A 16,418-nucleotide genomic window follows, 5' to 3' on the forward strand; every position below is an offset into this window, starting at 1 on the left:
TCTTACCTTCAACTTTTAACATTTAACCTCTCGCTTTGGGCATACTACAGCGACAGACGATCAAGTCTACTATTTATATTTACGCAGGTGTACTGATAGGTTTTGTCACCAGCGCATTGCTTTATCCTAAGTTTCTGACCGAATCTCAGATCGGAGTGATTGGTCTTCTGGTATCCTGGAGTTCTATTTTTGCCCAGCTAGCTACGCTAGGCTTCAGTGGTGCTACTATCAAATTTTTTCCTTACTTCAGAAATAAAGAAAAACAACATCAAGGCTTTTTATTTTTGATGCTGCTCGTCATGATGGCTGGCTTTGGGCTTTTCCTGCTTATCTTCTATTTGATCAAACCCTGGATGATAGAGGACGCCGGCGAAGAATCTTTACTGGTGGAATATATCAATCTACTGATTCCTTTTACCCTTTTCTCCCTAGTCTTTACCCTGCTGGACATCTATAACCGGGCTTTATACAATGCTTCAACCGGCTCCTTACTTAACGAAACTGTAGCCCGCCTCTTTGTACTGTTTCTGGTCGGTCTTTTCATTTGGGACGTTTATCAATTTGAAGGTTACGTTACCTGGTACGTACTTTCCCGGGGGGTACTGGTACTTTTGCTGCTGGCTTTTCTTTTCTGGAAAGGTGAGCTCAGCTTACGTCCGGATTTCAGTTTACTGACGAAAGAGCGAAGCAAAGGAATGCTTAGCCTTAGCCTGTTTAGCCTCATTACCGGTTTCGGCAACCTAGCCATCATCAGAATAGATAGCATTATGATCAACAGTTTCTATTCTGACGCTGAGGTAGGCATCTATCTCACTACTTTCTATTTCGGGACCCTGGTGCTACTTCCCTCCCGGGCGCTGAGGGGTATAGCACCTACGATGGTTGCCGATGCCTTTAAAAATAATAATTTAGGAGTTGTTAATCGCATATATACCAAGAGTACGATCACCCAACTGGTAGTCGGATGCTTTTTCTTTCTGGGGATCTGGGCAAATATTGACAATGTTTTTGAGATACTTCCCGAATCTTTTGAAGCCGGTAAGTACGTCATCTTATTTGTAGGTCTGATGAATATACTGCGCATGGTGGGAGGCATTAATGATGTGATCATCGGCTACTCCCAATATTATAAAGTAAATACCTACATCATGCTAGGCTGGCTGGCTTTGATTATCCTGACCAACTGGTGGCTGCTTCCCCTCATGGGAATTAGTGGAGCTGCTTTGGCTTCTCTGATTTCGGTACTTGTCGTGAACCTGATAAGGTTTGGTTTTTTGTATATCAGGTTTGGTTTTCAACCCTACAACAAAGGTCACCTGATCATTCTGTTTATCTCTGCAGCTACTTATTTGGTAGTATTCTGGATTCCTGCTATTTCTACTTACATACTGGATATCCTGATGCGAGGGGTATTGATTACTATCATATTCACCACTTCCATCTATTACTCCAAAACGGACATGGACATCAATAAATTAATTGATGATAAACTGAAAAGTATCAGGGATTTTTTAAGTTGATTTCCCTTCTTATTTCAGTAGTTTTTGCAAACATCCTGTAATATATTCTAACTCATCATTCTCAAGCTCAGGATATAGTGGCAGAGACAAAAGTTGTGCTGACTGCTTACTGGCAATAGGTGTGTCATGCTTAGTGTACTCCTGAAATACCTGCATATCAGCCACCGCTTCAGGATAATGAATGGCTGTGCCCACGCCCATTTTTGCCAGCTCCTTCGCCAGCCAGTCTCTTCTGTCAGACTGTATCACATACAGATGATATACATGATGAAAGCCACTTTGTTCAGCAGGTAGTTGAATCGGTAATCCTTTCAGCGCTTCTGTATACTTCCGGGCCAGCGCACGTCTCCGCTCATTCCACTCCTCTAAGAAACCTAGTTTAAAATTTAGTACCGCTGCCTGAAAAGTATCCATCCGGCTGTTGCGACCCAGGCGAATGTGCTTATTTTTTTCTACTTGTCCATGACTGGCAATTTGCCGGCAGGCTTCTGCCAGTGCATCATCCAGGCTTACGATAGCTCCTGCATCCCCTATCCCGCCCAGGTTTTTGGTAGGATAAAAACTGAATGTCCCTAAATCTCCCCAACTACCTACTTTCTTTCCATCAATAGCTGCACCATGCGCCTGTGCGCAATCTTCTATGACTTTGATCTGATACCTGGCTGCAAGTGCACAGATTTTAGGCATATCTGCAGGGTAGCCGCAAAGATGGATAGGTATGATCGCTTTGGTCTTTGACGTTATTTTTGCTTCAATCTTTTCAGGGTCAATAGTATAGGTTTCAGGATGGTTATCTACAAATACGGGCTTTGCGTTAAGCAGGCATGTGGCCTCAGCTGCAGACATCCAACCATTGGCAGGAACGATCACTTCATCCCCCTCTCCTATCCCCAGGGCACGAAGCGAAATTTCCAGTGCATCGGTACAGTTAGCACAGGCAATCGTATGAGAGATATTCAGGTAAGTCGCAAAACTGTCTTCAAAAGCCCTTACAGCTTTTCCACCCAAAAGACTATCTTGGAGCATGACTTCATTGAGTAATCGTTGTATAGCAGAAAGTGTCTGCTTTTGTTGCCTGTACAGGTCCAGGAAAGGAATTTTCATGAAAAATGAAGCAATACGTTTTATTTAATGAATTTTTTTTAAAATTTACGGTCAATTATAATGAATACTTCTTATTAAAAGTACGTTAATCAAATAAGCCCTGTTTGAGGCACTCATTTTCGCTACTTCACTGATAAATTCGTTATACACAATAGTTATACACACAAATCTTAGTCATTTTTTTCTATGAAAAAAATTGCGGTATTGACCTCAGGAGGAGATGCACCTGGTATGAATGCCTGTTTGAGGGCAGTAATTAGAGGAGCAATCTATCACGGTATAGAAGCATACGGTATCAAATATGGATATAACGGCCTCATAGAAGGTGATATCTATAAAATGAAATCTTACTCGGTAAGTAATATTATCCAGAAAGGGGGTACTATATTAAAATCAGCCCGAAGTGCTGAGTTTCGTACCAAAGAAGGCAGGAAAAAAGCTTATCAACAACTACAAAGAAGAGGTATTGAAGGCCTGGTAGTGATTGGAGGTGACGGTACTTTTACCGGAGCCAGTATCTTTTATGAAGAATATGGCTTCCCTATTGTGGGAGCGCCCGGTACTATTGATAACGACCTGTACGGTACTGATTACACCATTGGTTTTGATACCGCGGTGAATACCGCACTGGAAGCAATTGATAAGATCAGGGATACAGCTAACTCACACGATCGTATTTTCTTCATAGAGGTGATGGGTCGTGATTCAGGCTATATAGCCATCCAGTCAGGTATTGGAGGGGGCGCAGAGCTGATTATGGTGCCCGAAACCAGTACTTCTATTGATGATGTAATCCATGACCTCAACCAGGGCCGAAATACTGAGAAGACTTCATCCATTGTGGTAGTAGCTGAAGGTGATGAAGAAGGCGGAGCAATGGAGGTAGTAAACAAAGTAAAATCAAGGCTTAAGGGGAAAGATCTTAAAGTATCCATACTGGGTCATATGCAGCGTGGAGGCGCTCCTACTGCTATGGATAGGATCATTGGGAGCCGATTAGGACTTGCTGCCTTAGAAGGGCTGCTAGGAGGTAAGAAAAACATGATGGCAGGTATCATCAACAATCGTGTGGTGTACACTGACTTCAAAGAGTGTATCAATACATCCAAACCACTAGAGCAGGATCTGTTGAGAATGGTCAAAATTTTGAGTATCTGATTAAATTTCTGGTATGGGCTACCTGCCAATTATTCTTGCCTTGCTCGGCTTTGTTTTTCTTTGGGCTATTGTGAATTATAATAGTATCAAAGTTAAGAAAGTGGAAGTCGAGCTGGCTTCTAGACAAGTGTTTCAGTTTGCCAGCCTACGCAATACCATCATCAAAAGAATGGCGAACATTGTGCATGAAGATGATACCCTGCAAAAAATTGTAGGACAGGTACGTGAACAATTGAATGAGCTCACCACGGATACCAATAGTACGCAAGAGAAAATAGAAGCGGAAAAAAAGGTAACTCAATCTGTAAACGATATACCAGAAGGTTATGTGAAAAATTCTGCGTATAGTGAGGCATACCATCAACTTCAGCTGGCTCAGAACAATTACCAGAAAGCAGCCTCCGTATATCATAAAAGACTAAAAGAATATCATGAGCTGCTCAATAGATATCCTTCTAAAATGGTAGCCAAGGTATCGGGGTTTAAGCCTGTCAGTGCTTAGTGTTATGCTGCATTAGTGTTAAGATGTTGATCATTTTAAGCCCAGAATTCTAACACTACTACATTAAGAACTACAATCTTATAAAACCTAAAACCATTATTCTATTCCTCCGGATCTTCTACCGAAGCAAATAAATTATTCAGTGTTTCTGCGTATGTAGGATGTGCCAGCACACCGTCTCTCAGGTCTTCGTAAGTCAAACCTCCCATCATTGCGATTTGAATCATTGACATCAACTCACCCCCGATGTCAGCCAGGCAAGAAGCTCCTAAAAACTGTTTTGTATCTGGATCTATTAGCACTTTCAGCAAACCTCGAGTGCGGTTAGCCTCTATCGCACGAGCTGCGTGAGACATGGGCATCTGAGAAATCTTGTACCTCTTGTTTTCTTTTTTTGCCAGTTTCTCATTCAATCCTATTCTCCCCAGTTCTGGCTTGGTGAACATCGTATATGGCACCATGCGGTTATTTATAGTTCTTTTCTTTTCACCGAAGAGGTAATCATTAATTATACGGAAATCATCATAAGAAATATGTGTAAATTCGGGCCCGCCCTTACAATCACCTAAAGCAAAAACGCCATTCACATTAGTTTCCAAATGTTTATTGACATCGATATAGCCATGCTTTTTAAGCTTGACATCTGTTTTTTCTAAATTCAGCGTTTCGGTATTGGGATCAGTACCTATTGCAATAAGTAAATGTGATCCTTGCAGCTCTTTTATGTTATCCCCTTTGAGGCTAACACTTATCCCGCTAGCTGTTTTCCTGACTTTGTCCAGTTGACTGCTTAAATAAATCGCTACGCCTTCCTCTTCTAAAACCTCCTGAATTGCTTCTGATACATCTTCGTCTTCTTTAGGCGCAAGTTGTGTTTCATCCTGAATGATAGATACTTCACTCCCCAGCCTTCTATACATTTGCCCAAACTCTAGACCAATATAACCTCCTCCCAGAATAATAAGATGCTCAGGAAGTTCTGTCAGTGACATCATCGACTTTGCGGTTAAATAATTCACATCAGAAAGTCCCTCAATCTCAGGTACTCTTGGACTGGTACCTACATTGATGAATATTTTGTCAGCGGAAAATTCTTTCAGCGTAAATTCACTTTGATTCTCTTCCTTTATTTTTACCTGTAGCTGCTTATTACTTACAAAACTTGCTTCTCCAAAAAAATAATCAATATCTTCGGTTTCAGCCATTTTCTTTTCAATGCCTTCTCTCCACTCCTTCACTATGCCATCTCTTCTTTCTATTACTTTTTTAAAATTAGTTTTTGGCGGGTCGGCTTCTATCCCTACTTCTTCTGCAGTACTGACCATATGGCTTACATGCGCAGAAGCAACCATCGTTTTGGTAGGCGTGCAGCCATAATTTATACAACTTCCACCGGGATGTTCGCGCTCAATTACCGCGATTTTCCATCCTTTTTCTGCTAAGGTAGCTGACAGAGGGTTTCCTGCCTGCCCTATTCCTATGATGATTGCATCGTATTTTTCCATTACGGATAAAGGTTCTGATTAAAAAAAATCTTATTACACTAAAAAAATAAGTAGAGGTGCCTTATCATGTAAATACATGACTCTTTCTCGCCTATAAAATTTATATATATTTCAATCAAAACTAGAGGATAATGTTTGTATGTATTTGAAAAATTTAAGAGGGTTAGCCTTAGAAATTGACCAGCAAACCTCCACTCACACGATCTGCCAGCCCTACATTTCTGCCACTTACATTTTTGCCATAGCCAAGAGAAATGCCAAACGCTTCTGAAAAAGGGTAGTAAGCATTCAAACCGATTTGGGTATAGTTTACACGTGTTTCATTAAAAGGTACTCCCCCTATATCTGGAGCATCGCTGTCTGATATTTGAGTTTCTGACCATAAGTCTACGTAGAACTCAGCCGCTGCAAAGCCCAGTTTGGCACCTAGGACCGTTGCATTAGGAACATCCTTGGTTCTGACAGAGTAGCCTGCATTGAGGTTGGCAAACCAGCCGTCATTGGATTGATATTGTATCAGTATTTTGGGGTCTATACGGGTAGATTGATTCCCAATTGAAAGCACGGCGTTGGCTTCATAATCGCTCAGTGGTGTAGATATACCTAAAGCCCCAACAAATGATAACATTCCGCTTTCAGATTCTATCTGTATAGGATTCCAGTTTAAAAACAATGTAGCATCTTGCAGGTCGCTCACATCCTGGTTTACCATAGGATCATCACCTTTTCCCTTTGCTGCGATATAGGGCAGGTTCAGGATAATATCCAGATGATCTGTAAGCCCATAGACAGTATATAGCGTTAGGCTCTGTGTGGTAATTTGTCCACCATAAGGAGGTGGGGCAGCCATTTTTTCATCGCCAAAATAAAACTCATCGTAAGATTCCCATGCGTATGAAACAGCAATTGTACCCTTGCCTTGACCTTGATTAAAACCACTAATCAAATTTTGTGCGTTTGCAGAAAGACTGCATGTACCAATGATTGTCAATAAAAAAAATAATTTGTGGCTGTAGCGTAAAGTCATTTTTTAAAAGTTTGGATATTAAAGTGACTATTGTTTTGCAAATAGTTGATAGCATAAGATTCACTTATAAATTTTAGATTAATGTCAAGCAGGTGACATTTGTATTATTAAATACACTTACAAAGTTCCCGGAACTATGGCATGTAATAAGTGCTTATTTTTTGTTCAATATTATCCACCGATATCCCTTACCTTTAACACATTCTATAAAAAAAGCCTTTACTGGTTTTGATTTATTATGAATATGTACGGATGCATTACAAATAGTAAATAGTAAGCTTTCACTAAAAGAAATTTTTATGGTGAATTTCACTCAGCAGTCATTCGTCGTACTGTTGCTTTCTATATTTATTGGATTCTTCACTACCTCTTTTGCTGTTGGACAAGTATCAATGTTAGATAGGGCATATGTCAAGCTGAAAGAGCAGCAACTGCAAGAAAGTCGGCAAGCTATTGATATGGCAGCAGAGCATCCTAGTACTTCTGGAGATGCAAGAATGTGGTATTTAAGAAGCTTTATCTATAAGGAGCTTGCTTCTCATGAAAAAAATATCAACCCGCAAAAAGAATTCTTGAATGTTAGCTTAAGTTCGGCTTTCGAATGTTTGGCTATTGACACAGCAGGGCAATATACCAAAGCTTGCCAAGCTATTCTCAAGCACAATTATACTGCATATTTAAACCAAGCCATATCATTTTTAAACAATAAAGATTACCAACAAGTACGCTCCACTTTGAAGCATATATTGGAAAATGAAAACCAATATTCTATTTTTTTTCTTCCTGACGCTTTATTCTACAATGGATATGCATTATTTCAGGAAGGCAAGCAGCGAGAAGCGCGAAATTTTTTCTTTAAGGCATTACAGTATGGTTACCAAGACCCATTAATTTATGAAATAGAAGTCATTTATAGAATGAATGACTCTCAAATAGATAGTGCCCACTGGTATCTTGATAAAGGGAGGAAATTTTTTCCCGGAGATGAAAATTTGCAAATTACTGAGCTCAATTTTTTGATGAAAACAGAAAAATATGAGCTTGCCCAACTTGCTGTTGAACAATTTCTGGACCAACACCCCCAGCATATCGAGACCTTACTTATGGCAGGAACCATTTACGAAAAGCTGCAACTAACTTCAGATAATGATGAGCAATATTTTACTAATCAGGTCTCAGTATACGAGCGCATATTAAAGATAAATGAAGATCACCTACAAGCAAATTATAATTTAGGCATAGCTTACTATAACCGTGCGGTTAGATTGATCAATCATGCTGCCCAAAATTATGATATCGATATCCTGGCTTTTAATCAACTCCTTGAAAAATGCAGTGCCTTATTCTTAGAAGCATTACCGTACATGGAAAAGGTGAGCAAATTAGATAATACCCATGTCAACGCGCTGAAGGCTCTGGAAGGTATTTATTATAATATCAATGACTATGAACGCTATAATTTTGTAAAAATCAGATTACAGGAGTTATAAATATTTGTATGAGATTTCTACTCGTTATTTTTTTTCTTCTAATTAGTTATTGCGTTGATGCTCAATCCATAAATGAGTACAAGCAAACTCAAGATCAGATACATACAATTTACCTATACAATTTTAGCCGGTATTTTGTCTGGCCTGATACAAATTATGATGAATTTCTGATAGGGGTCATGGGAGAGCATGATGTTTACGATGAGATTCGGAAAATGGCTGATTCTAAAACCGTTGGTGGTAAGCCTATTAAGGTTAAAGCTTATGAGAATCCAAAAGACATTGACCAGCACTGCCATATTATTTTTATACCTTATGAAAATAGCTACTGGCTTAGTGAGGTGCTGTCCATTACACAAAATCATCCCATACTTGTAGTGAGCAGCAAACCTGGTATGGGTAAATTTGGTAGCCTACTCAATTTTGTAGCTCATCAGGGTAAAATAACATTTGAAATCAATGAAGAAGCAATTAGAAATCGGCAATTAAAATTTGCTCAACAAATCAAAGCTATTGGCCGCATTCTATAATGTATTCTCGTTTTGTAGGTTTTTCTCCTTCTCAAGATCCTTTTTTGAACCACTTCTATAATTTACTTCAAAAGTAAATTGGGTATAACCATTATCTTCAGTGTAAGCTACACCTCCCGCAAGTTTTTCTGCAGCCAGATGTGCTATATATAGTCCCAGGCCGGTGCTACTCTTTGTTTCATGCCCACGGAAGAACATGGTAAATACTTTGTCTTTTACTTGAGGAGCAATTCCTACACCATTATCTTCCACGCTAATCCTTAACTCGTCTAATTTAGTAACTTCCGCAATTACCCTTATCCATGAGTCAACTTTTTGGCTACTGTATTGAAGTGCATTTTTGATAAAACTCTTTAATATTAATGTGATGAGTGTTTGATCTGTTAGTATGTACAATTCGGGCTCACAAAGTATTTCAAAAGAAAGAGAAGATACTTGATCTCGATAGCTGGTATTTACTTCATCATAAATCTGCTGAATGAGCGAAAGTAAGTTAATGTTTTTAGTTTCAATGTTATGGTTACGAACATGGTGGATCTGTAATACCTTTTGAAGTGTGGTACGTGCTTTGGTACAATTATCCTGTAGTTTATCAAAATACTGATCTAATCCTGTGTTATCACCAGCCTCCATAGCAGCAATTTGCCCTAATCCTTCAATACGCGCAATAGGCCCTATAATATCATGGTATGCGCGATACACAAATAAGTCTAATTCTTTGTTCGTTTTTACCAACGCTTCATTTGTAGTAGCTAGCTCTTGGGTTCTTTGATTCACTCTTTCTTCCAAGGCTTCATTTAAATTAATCAAATCATCATTTTTCTGTTGAATAGTAAATTTTGCCTCTTCAAGTTTTTGGTTTTGGAGTTGTATATTATGGTGTTGTTTTTCTATAAATTTATTTTTTGCGGTTAGTTCACTTGTCCTTTCCATGACCAGAGTCTCCAGCATACGATTACGCTTTTCCACTGAAGTTACCCGGTAATAATAGGCACAACCTGCTACACCAATGACTGCGATAAACACAATGATTTTAAATAAAAGCGTTTGATACCATGCTGGATGTATCACTATCACTAATGGATCCATGAGCTCAATAAATTCACCCTGAGAAGCTCGCCCTCTCACATAAAAGCGATATGTACCAGGCGTTAAGTTGGTATATGAGGCCAGGGTACGATGATTCACCGGCTTCCATTGTTGATCCAAGCCTTCTAAACGATATTCGTATTCATGGTGCTCTGAGAATGTAAAGGATTGTAATGCATATGAAATTTCAAAGGCATTATCATCATAAGCTAAATCTACTTGTTGAGGAACAGATTTGTTAGGTTCAAAACTTATTTGTTGCTCCTTTGAATCAAATTCTGTGATTTCAATGACAGGTTTTTTGTAAGGTTTTTCCTCTGTTGAACTTTCTATTTGTATTATGCCATTTAAGGTACCAAGCATTACCTTCTCTGCAGTGGAAGTTTCACTATAATGTACTAGTTCTTTTCCGTTGAGAAATTCCTGATTTGAGTAGTTTTTTATTTTTCCACTCGAACAGTTGTAAGAAGAAACCCCCTCAATTGTGGCAATCCAAATTTTGTCAAAGCCAGTCTTGGAGAGTGAAGTGATACGGTTACTAACCAGTCCGCTTTGTTCATTAATCTGACTGAACTCTTTGGTTTGAAGATCTAATCGGCATACGCCCTGATCAAAAGTTCCTATATAAAGTTTTCCTTGAGAATCCAATGACAGACCAGTAATTTGATTGCTTGGTAGTCCCATTTGACCTTTATCTTTTTTTGTATAATGAGTTAGCTGCCCGGTATTTCTATTCCATTGAAAAATCCCCTGGCTCAATGTGCCTATCCATAAATGTTCTTCATTTTCGGCAAAAACTTTCGGAGTGAAAACTAAATTTTCTAATGGAATAAGTTCAGAAGCAGAATGAATATTATCATCCTGTCCGTTCCAGTAAAAAAGTCCATGTTCAAGTACTCCTATCCATAAAGTCCCTTTTTGATCCAGGTATATTGATTCTATTGATTCATTAGTACTGAAGGTGAGGGGTAGTGTATAATGTTTCCATTTTTTTTTATTATTATCCCAACGCAAAAGTTTACCTTCAGATGTGCCTATCCAAACGCCCTCTCTATCATCAATACTTATCACTGAGATCATACTGGTACTGAAGGAAATGTCTTCAGATTCGTTTAAGCCAATGTCATGTTTTATGAGTTTTTTTTCTTCCTCTATCCATTGAAACATTGAAGCACCTGCGGTTCCCATCCAGATATTATTTGTACGATCTGTTGCGATGGCTGTAATAGGCTGATTTATTAAAGACTTTGGATTACTTCCTAAATAAGAAAAGTAAATATTGTCCGAGTGAGCCAAATCAACTCCCGCGGCAGAAATAACCCATAAAGTGCCAAATTCATCTATACTTATCTGGGATACATTGTTATCACTAATTGAAAATTGATTGGTTATCGACTGTGAAAAATTATAGAGCAAAGGATATTGAGTGTTCCAGCAGAAAACACCTTTATCCTGCGTAGCCATCCAAATGTACCCCCTGTTAAAAAATATATCCTGTATGTATTCGTTGGCAAGCTCTGGAAATGCCTCACTAAATGTTTCTGTTCGCCGATCGTAATGATATATGCCCTTACCGTAAGTACCAATCCACAAAGTGCCCTCTGCATCTTCTTCCAGACAGAATAAATCATTCGTCAATAGCGAGCCTTTCTTGTTCGTTGCCCTATATTGTTTAAAAGTCTGATAATGAGGGTCTATTCTGAACAATCCACTGCCAAAGGTGGCAGCCCAGAGCATTCCATTTTTGTCTTTGTGTAAATCCATCACCACAGAAGTGCCCAGCATTTGGCTTGAATCGTTTTGATCTTGATAAGATGTGAACGTCTGTTGTTGTTCATCAAAATAATAGATCCCTCCCCCAAAGGTACCCGCCCAAATGGCGTTATTTTCACCTTCACATAAACTAAGTACAGATGTAATTTGTCTATTGGTATTAGATGGAGAGACTAGTGTATATTGTATGTAAGATTTTTCTTTTGAAATAAACCTTAAAACCCCATAATTTTTTGTACCTATCCAGATATCCTCATCAGATGTCTCAATCATTACCTGAACCTCAATACGGTTCAGCGGGATTCCAGTATTAGTAGAATCTACAACCGGTATAACTTCATGACCATTGTAATACACTAGACCTTGCTTAGTACCAAACCAACTATTTCCTTGCTTGTCCCTCAAAAAACAATTGACTTTTCTACTTGTAAGACTATCCTGTATAGCAGGTTTGAAGTGATCAAAACGAAAGTTTTTTTCCCATTGTTCGTTGGATTGCCCGTAAGCACTTAAACTCACGATCCAAATTAAGATGAGGATCACTTTTTTATTGATCATATGCTTGTCTTTTTGTGGTAATTTTAATGATCGTATAGGGAGCGGGTTGAAGCAACAAACCGGGGTTGATTGATAAGAGATGATCTACAGACACTTGATATTTCTCAGCAATTTTTTCAAGATCTGGTTTTGCTTCTAATACATATATTTCTTTGGTTGGATTATAGCTTGTATTATTGCCCGATATCTTAAACTCAACCCTCCTGCTGTATGATAAATATTTAGAGGGATCAACTTCTTCTTTTCCTCTAGGTACTATCTTTACGCTTTTTGCTGCTACACCATTTTCGATCATGGCCTGGTACACCGCTGCCCCTCTGCGTTCACTTAAAGTATAATTGTATTGCTGACTCCCAACAGAATCAGCATAGGCATGAATTTCAATGAGTACATCAGGATGCTTTTTATGAAAATCAACAACGTGACTTATGATGGGGAGGGCCTCTTTGGTGATTTGATATTTATCTGTCTGAAAGTAGATATTATCAAAGGAGGCTACAAACTGAGAGTCCTCCACCACAGTAATTTCTAAACTTTCTAAGTATAGCGAAAGTATGTCATTCAAGTTATTATTCTGGTCACCCAATAAGATTTGTTGAGACTGTCTGTATTTTACTTTTTCAAAAGCAAAGGTACCATCTTCTTTCGTTTGGGTACTAATATTTTTGAGCTTATTGCCAAGAGAAACCTTGATGGGTTGATTTTCCAATTCATTAGTACCTACTTTGCCCCTGATATTCACGATATCCGGACTTGCCTTAAGAATTGTGTGTAGATTTATTTGCTGATGCTTCCCTTCATTTGCGATATTAACTTCTGAAAGTGCCTTCATAGCAAATTGTCGACTGTTTACCGCTTTGTTTATTGCGTTTTTTGACTCCTGAGGCAAAACCTGCCAGAAATTATTATCTTTCCCAGATTCATCAACATTTTGGTTTTGCAACGCTCTGGAGCGATAAACTACCATGAGGTAAAATTTCTTCTTATCTTCTTCCGACAAAGAATCAAGCAATCCTGAATCTTGATGTAGTAAAATAGTCGCTGAAGCTTTTTGCTCAAACGAAATTGCGCGAGCCATACGATCTATTTGCTCCTTTCTTTCTTGAGGAAGTAACTCATATTGATGTTGTACATCATTGATTGTCGCTTCATCTGATAAAGCCAGGTGGGTGAAATATTGATACGTCAAGGCTCGTTCTAGCTTTTCTTTTTCTTCTGCAGGAAGTGTCTGCCATTGGTACAGTTCTTCTAAACTCACTGAATGATTCAGTAATTCTTGAAAATACTTGATTCCCCGTTCGCTTGATTGGTCTATCCATGCCTTCTCCTCAACAGATAACTTTTCATAGGTGTAGTTTTCGTCTAGTAGATTATCTTCGCTTTCTTGCAAAAACTCCTTGATCATCATCAGATGAACCAGTTTTTCAATCTCCTTTTTTTCTTCCATAGGCAATTCCTCGTACCAATGGTGAATGTCTTCACTCCATGTCGGGATTTGCAGAGAGAGGTAAAATGACTTTTTATGGGCTAATAAGGCTTGTATCCCTTTTTTATCTATCGGTGAGGTGAACTTATGCTGGCTATCTAGAGCCTCGAGCCCTACATCATCAGAAATCAAAGCGTTAAAAATTTTTTCACGAACGGTTCTCTGCAACCTTTCCTTTTCCTGGCTGGGCAAAGTTGTATAAAACTTATAAGCTCCTTGTTCTTCTTCCGAAAACTGAAAATAAAGCTGACTTATCCATTTATCCCATAAGGTTTGGTTACCAAGCGCAAGCAAAACCTTTGGTTCAGGAATATATTGAAATTTGAAAATATCAAATTTTCCGCTCGTATTACCACGGTTTGAAGTGAGATAACCATTGTTTTCTCCTAACCAAAAATAGGTGTCATCTTTTGAAGAATTAATGGGTTTTCCCAAATTGAGCACTTGATTTAATGAATTATCTAAAATTTGGTACGACATAAAAATATCATAGCCTCCCCAGCTTTGATGTCCATTAGAAGCAAAGAATAATATCTTTTGTGATACATCCCAGTAGGGTGAGGTGTCCTGATAGGGTGAATTAATATCGCTCCCTAAATTTTTTGGCTGTTGCCATTTTCCATTCACTTGCGTACACATCCATAAATCGCTTTCACCAAATCCGCCTGGCCGATTGGAGGAAAAAAATAAAGTATCTCCAGAAGCTGATAATGAAGGATGCTTACTGAAGTAGCCTGGCATATTGATTGTCTCCGGTAAGGCCTCTGGTGTTTGCCAATGTCCGTTTTGAAAGTAACTGACATATATATGATAATCTCCCCGAGCGGTATATTTAGTTAAAAAGTACTGTGTTTGATCTGTACTGATGGCACCAGGCCCTTCATCCAGGGGAGAATTTGTTGAAGAAAAACGATGCGTGTCTGTACTTTCATGCCATCCGTTTGAATCTAAGACAAATAGAAAATTATCACTAAAAGACTCGCCATGTTGATCATGGTACTGATTCCCTCTGCTTTCCTGGCGGGTAGAGGTTACTACTAGCATATCAGTATTAGGGTAGGGAAAAGCTGCTAAATCATGACTTTCAGAATTGATTGGAAATGGCATTTTGACCATTTCAATATCTTTGACAGGGGTAAGCGGGTTACTTTTTACTACAGATATACTCGTAAGTTCTTCTTCAGCTTTCGAAATCCAAAATTCATATTCTGGCTGTTTAAATCGCTCTACATACTGGATAAAGTATCTAAAAAAATATGCTGCCTGATCATACTGAGCAAGTGACTTATGCACTAATCCTAGATTGAGTGTTATCAGTGGATATTCGCTTTTCTCTTGTAACTTTACTCTTTGATAATGAGTTAAAGCTGATTCGTATTGAAACAGGTAACGGTAACAGTCGCCTAGATAATAATTAGCTTCCTCATGCAAACTATCATAAGTGAGGGCTTTTTGGTAGAAGTTGACAGCTTCATAATATTGCCCCTGATTATACTTTTCAAAAGCAGATCTCAACAGTGCTTTCAATGGATTAGGCTTGCCCATTCCAAATGCGAAAGTGTTAAATAGAAAAAGTAGATGTATTCCTATCAGTATGGGTTTTACTTTTGTAGTCATATAAGGGGGGTATAGCGTTTTTTAGTGAGCTGATTATGACTTTTTAGGGTATATATCAGTGATGCTTCCCATGCATAACCCGTGCTAGAGTAATTAATGGTAGGATGATGTGAAAAGTCAGCGCTAAAAGCGAATTGCAAATTGTTGTATAAGACACCGCCAGAAACTGCAATTGCGTCATCCCAACGATACCATAAGCCACCCATCAAAATAGTCTTATGCTTCTTTCGTACAGTAGCCTGCAATACCTCATACTGAAAATATGAACCAATGCTTAGATGATAGTTTGTATCCTGCCATAGCATTATAGTCTGGGGATGAACCTTCCAATTGTTATGTGCATAAGAGATACCTGTGTGCCATTTCAAAAGTAAGGGTAAGCGATTTTCCAAGTTTGTAAAAGAAATATCAGGACGGTTCATATGGGCTATTGAAATTCCACCTAACCACTGCCAGGGACTTAACAACTGGTTCTTAAAAGCATTGTATGACCAAACTGCTCCTGCTTCTGTGGTTACGTATACCAAACCTTGCCTCATGAGGTTTAGAGATGGTACAATATTGGGGTCATAGCCATATTCAGAGTCATACTGAGAGCCCCATTGTAAATTATCCGGATCTATGCTCCTTTGTATCAAGCTCGTGGCTATTCCAAATGAAATTACGTGCTGTTGCTTGTAGTCTAAGGGCAAGTTATATGCGCCTGCGATCTGAATTTCGTTAAATTTTAACCAGGCTTTGGCACCTGCTACCTCACGAGAAAACTTCAAACCCAATCCGCCCTTAATACTTCTTCTCGGGTATTTTTGTATGATTGGATAAGTGAGCGATGCCGAATAAATAGGATACGCGTTAGAAAAAGTATTCCATTGGGAACGATGATGAGTAGCAATCAATGGATGGGTGGAGCTCCCAATCAGGGCGGGATTCACATTAATTGGCAGGACAAAATACTGACTGACCGGCACTTGTTGGGCATAGCAAGTACCAAAACTGATGAACAAAATCAGCAGGCATAATTTTATTGTGTCATTTCCTACGTATAAAGTACAAAACATT

The 16,418-nt window shown here is 38.8% G+C and carries 11 protein-coding genes; 5 read left to right on the forward strand and 6 right to left on the reverse strand.

Translation table 11 applies throughout. The annotated features are described in order from the left end of the window. Window positions 1–35 precede the first annotated feature (35 nt). Window positions 36–1,520, forward strand: a complete 1,485-nt coding sequence (locus OKW21_RS15870) for an oligosaccharide flippase family protein (protein WP_277480852.1) — start codon at window positions 36–38, stop codon at window positions 1,518–1,520. Between the two features lie 9 nt (window positions 1,521–1,529). Here the strand turns inward: OKW21_RS15870 and OKW21_RS15875 are convergent, their stop codons facing one another. Continuing rightward, entirely contained in the window at window positions 1,530–2,624 is a 1,095-nt protein-coding gene (locus tag OKW21_RS15875) for a DegT/DnrJ/EryC1/StrS family aminotransferase (RefSeq protein WP_277480854.1), read from the reverse strand. Window positions 2,625–2,810: 186 nt separating this feature from the next. On the opposite strand from OKW21_RS15875, the gene pfkA reads away from it, so the two are divergent. Then, window positions 2,811–3,782, forward strand: coding sequence for a 6-phosphofructokinase (gene pfkA, locus OKW21_RS15880; protein ID WP_277480856.1), 972 nt, complete (start codon window positions 2,811–2,813; stop codon window positions 3,780–3,782). A 13-nt stretch (window positions 3,783–3,795) separates the two neighbouring features. Further along, entirely contained in the window at window positions 3,796–4,284 is a 489-nt protein-coding gene (locus OKW21_RS15885) for a hypothetical protein (RefSeq protein WP_277480860.1), read from the forward strand. Between the two features lie 101 nt (window positions 4,285–4,385). Here OKW21_RS15885 and OKW21_RS15890 read toward each other — a convergent pair whose 3' ends face one another. Further along, entirely contained in the window at window positions 4,386–5,789 is a 1,404-nt protein-coding gene (locus OKW21_RS15890) for a mercuric reductase (RefSeq protein WP_277480862.1), read from the reverse strand. 169 nt (window positions 5,790–5,958) lie between these two features. Beyond that, window positions 5,959–6,735: a transporter gene (locus OKW21_RS15895; RefSeq protein ID WP_277480864.1), complete on the reverse strand. Its 777-nt coding sequence runs from the start codon at window positions 6,733–6,735 to the stop codon at window positions 5,959–5,961. A 380-nt stretch (window positions 6,736–7,115) separates the two neighbouring features. Here OKW21_RS15895 and OKW21_RS15900 point away from each other — a divergent pair, with 380 nt between their 5' ends. Beyond that, on the forward strand, window positions 7,116–8,306 hold the full coding sequence (locus tag OKW21_RS15900; protein ID WP_277480865.1) for a tetratricopeptide repeat protein: 1,191 nt from the start codon (window positions 7,116–7,118) through the stop codon (window positions 8,304–8,306). An 8-nt stretch (window positions 8,307–8,314) separates the two neighbouring features. Next, a complete protein-coding gene (locus tag OKW21_RS15905) occupies window positions 8,315–8,836 on the forward strand; it encodes a YfiR family protein (protein ID WP_277480868.1) in 522 nt (173 codons plus the stop codon). On the opposite strand, the gene OKW21_RS15910 is transcribed toward OKW21_RS15905, so the two are convergent. Genes OKW21_RS15910 through OKW21_RS15920 form a run of 3 tightly spaced genes read right to left on the reverse strand, consistent with a single transcriptional unit; the run spans window position 8,831 to window position 16,417 of the window. Then, the gene (locus OKW21_RS15910) at window positions 8,831–12,256 is read right to left on the reverse strand and encodes a sensor histidine kinase (RefSeq protein WP_277480870.1); all 3,426 of its coding nucleotides are present in this window, start codon (window positions 12,254–12,256) and stop codon (window positions 8,831–8,833) included. The genes OKW21_RS15905 and OKW21_RS15910 overlap by 6 nt on opposite strands. Then, a complete protein-coding gene (locus tag OKW21_RS15915) occupies window positions 12,246–15,359 on the reverse strand; it encodes an OmpA family protein (protein ID WP_277480872.1) in 3,114 nt (1,037 codons plus the stop codon). Before OKW21_RS15915 ends, OKW21_RS15910 begins: the two co-directional genes overlap by 11 nt. Next, entirely contained in the window at window positions 15,356–16,417 is a 1,062-nt protein-coding gene (locus tag OKW21_RS15920; RefSeq protein ID WP_277480875.1) for a PorP/SprF family type IX secretion system membrane protein, read from the reverse strand. The genes OKW21_RS15915 and OKW21_RS15920 overlap by 4 nt, the downstream gene beginning before the upstream one ends. Window position 16,418 lies beyond the last annotated feature (1 nt).

The organism is Catalinimonas alkaloidigena, from assembly GCF_029504655.1.
GTDB lineage: Bacteria > Bacteroidota > Bacteroidia > Cytophagales > Cyclobacteriaceae > Catalinimonas > Catalinimonas alkaloidigena.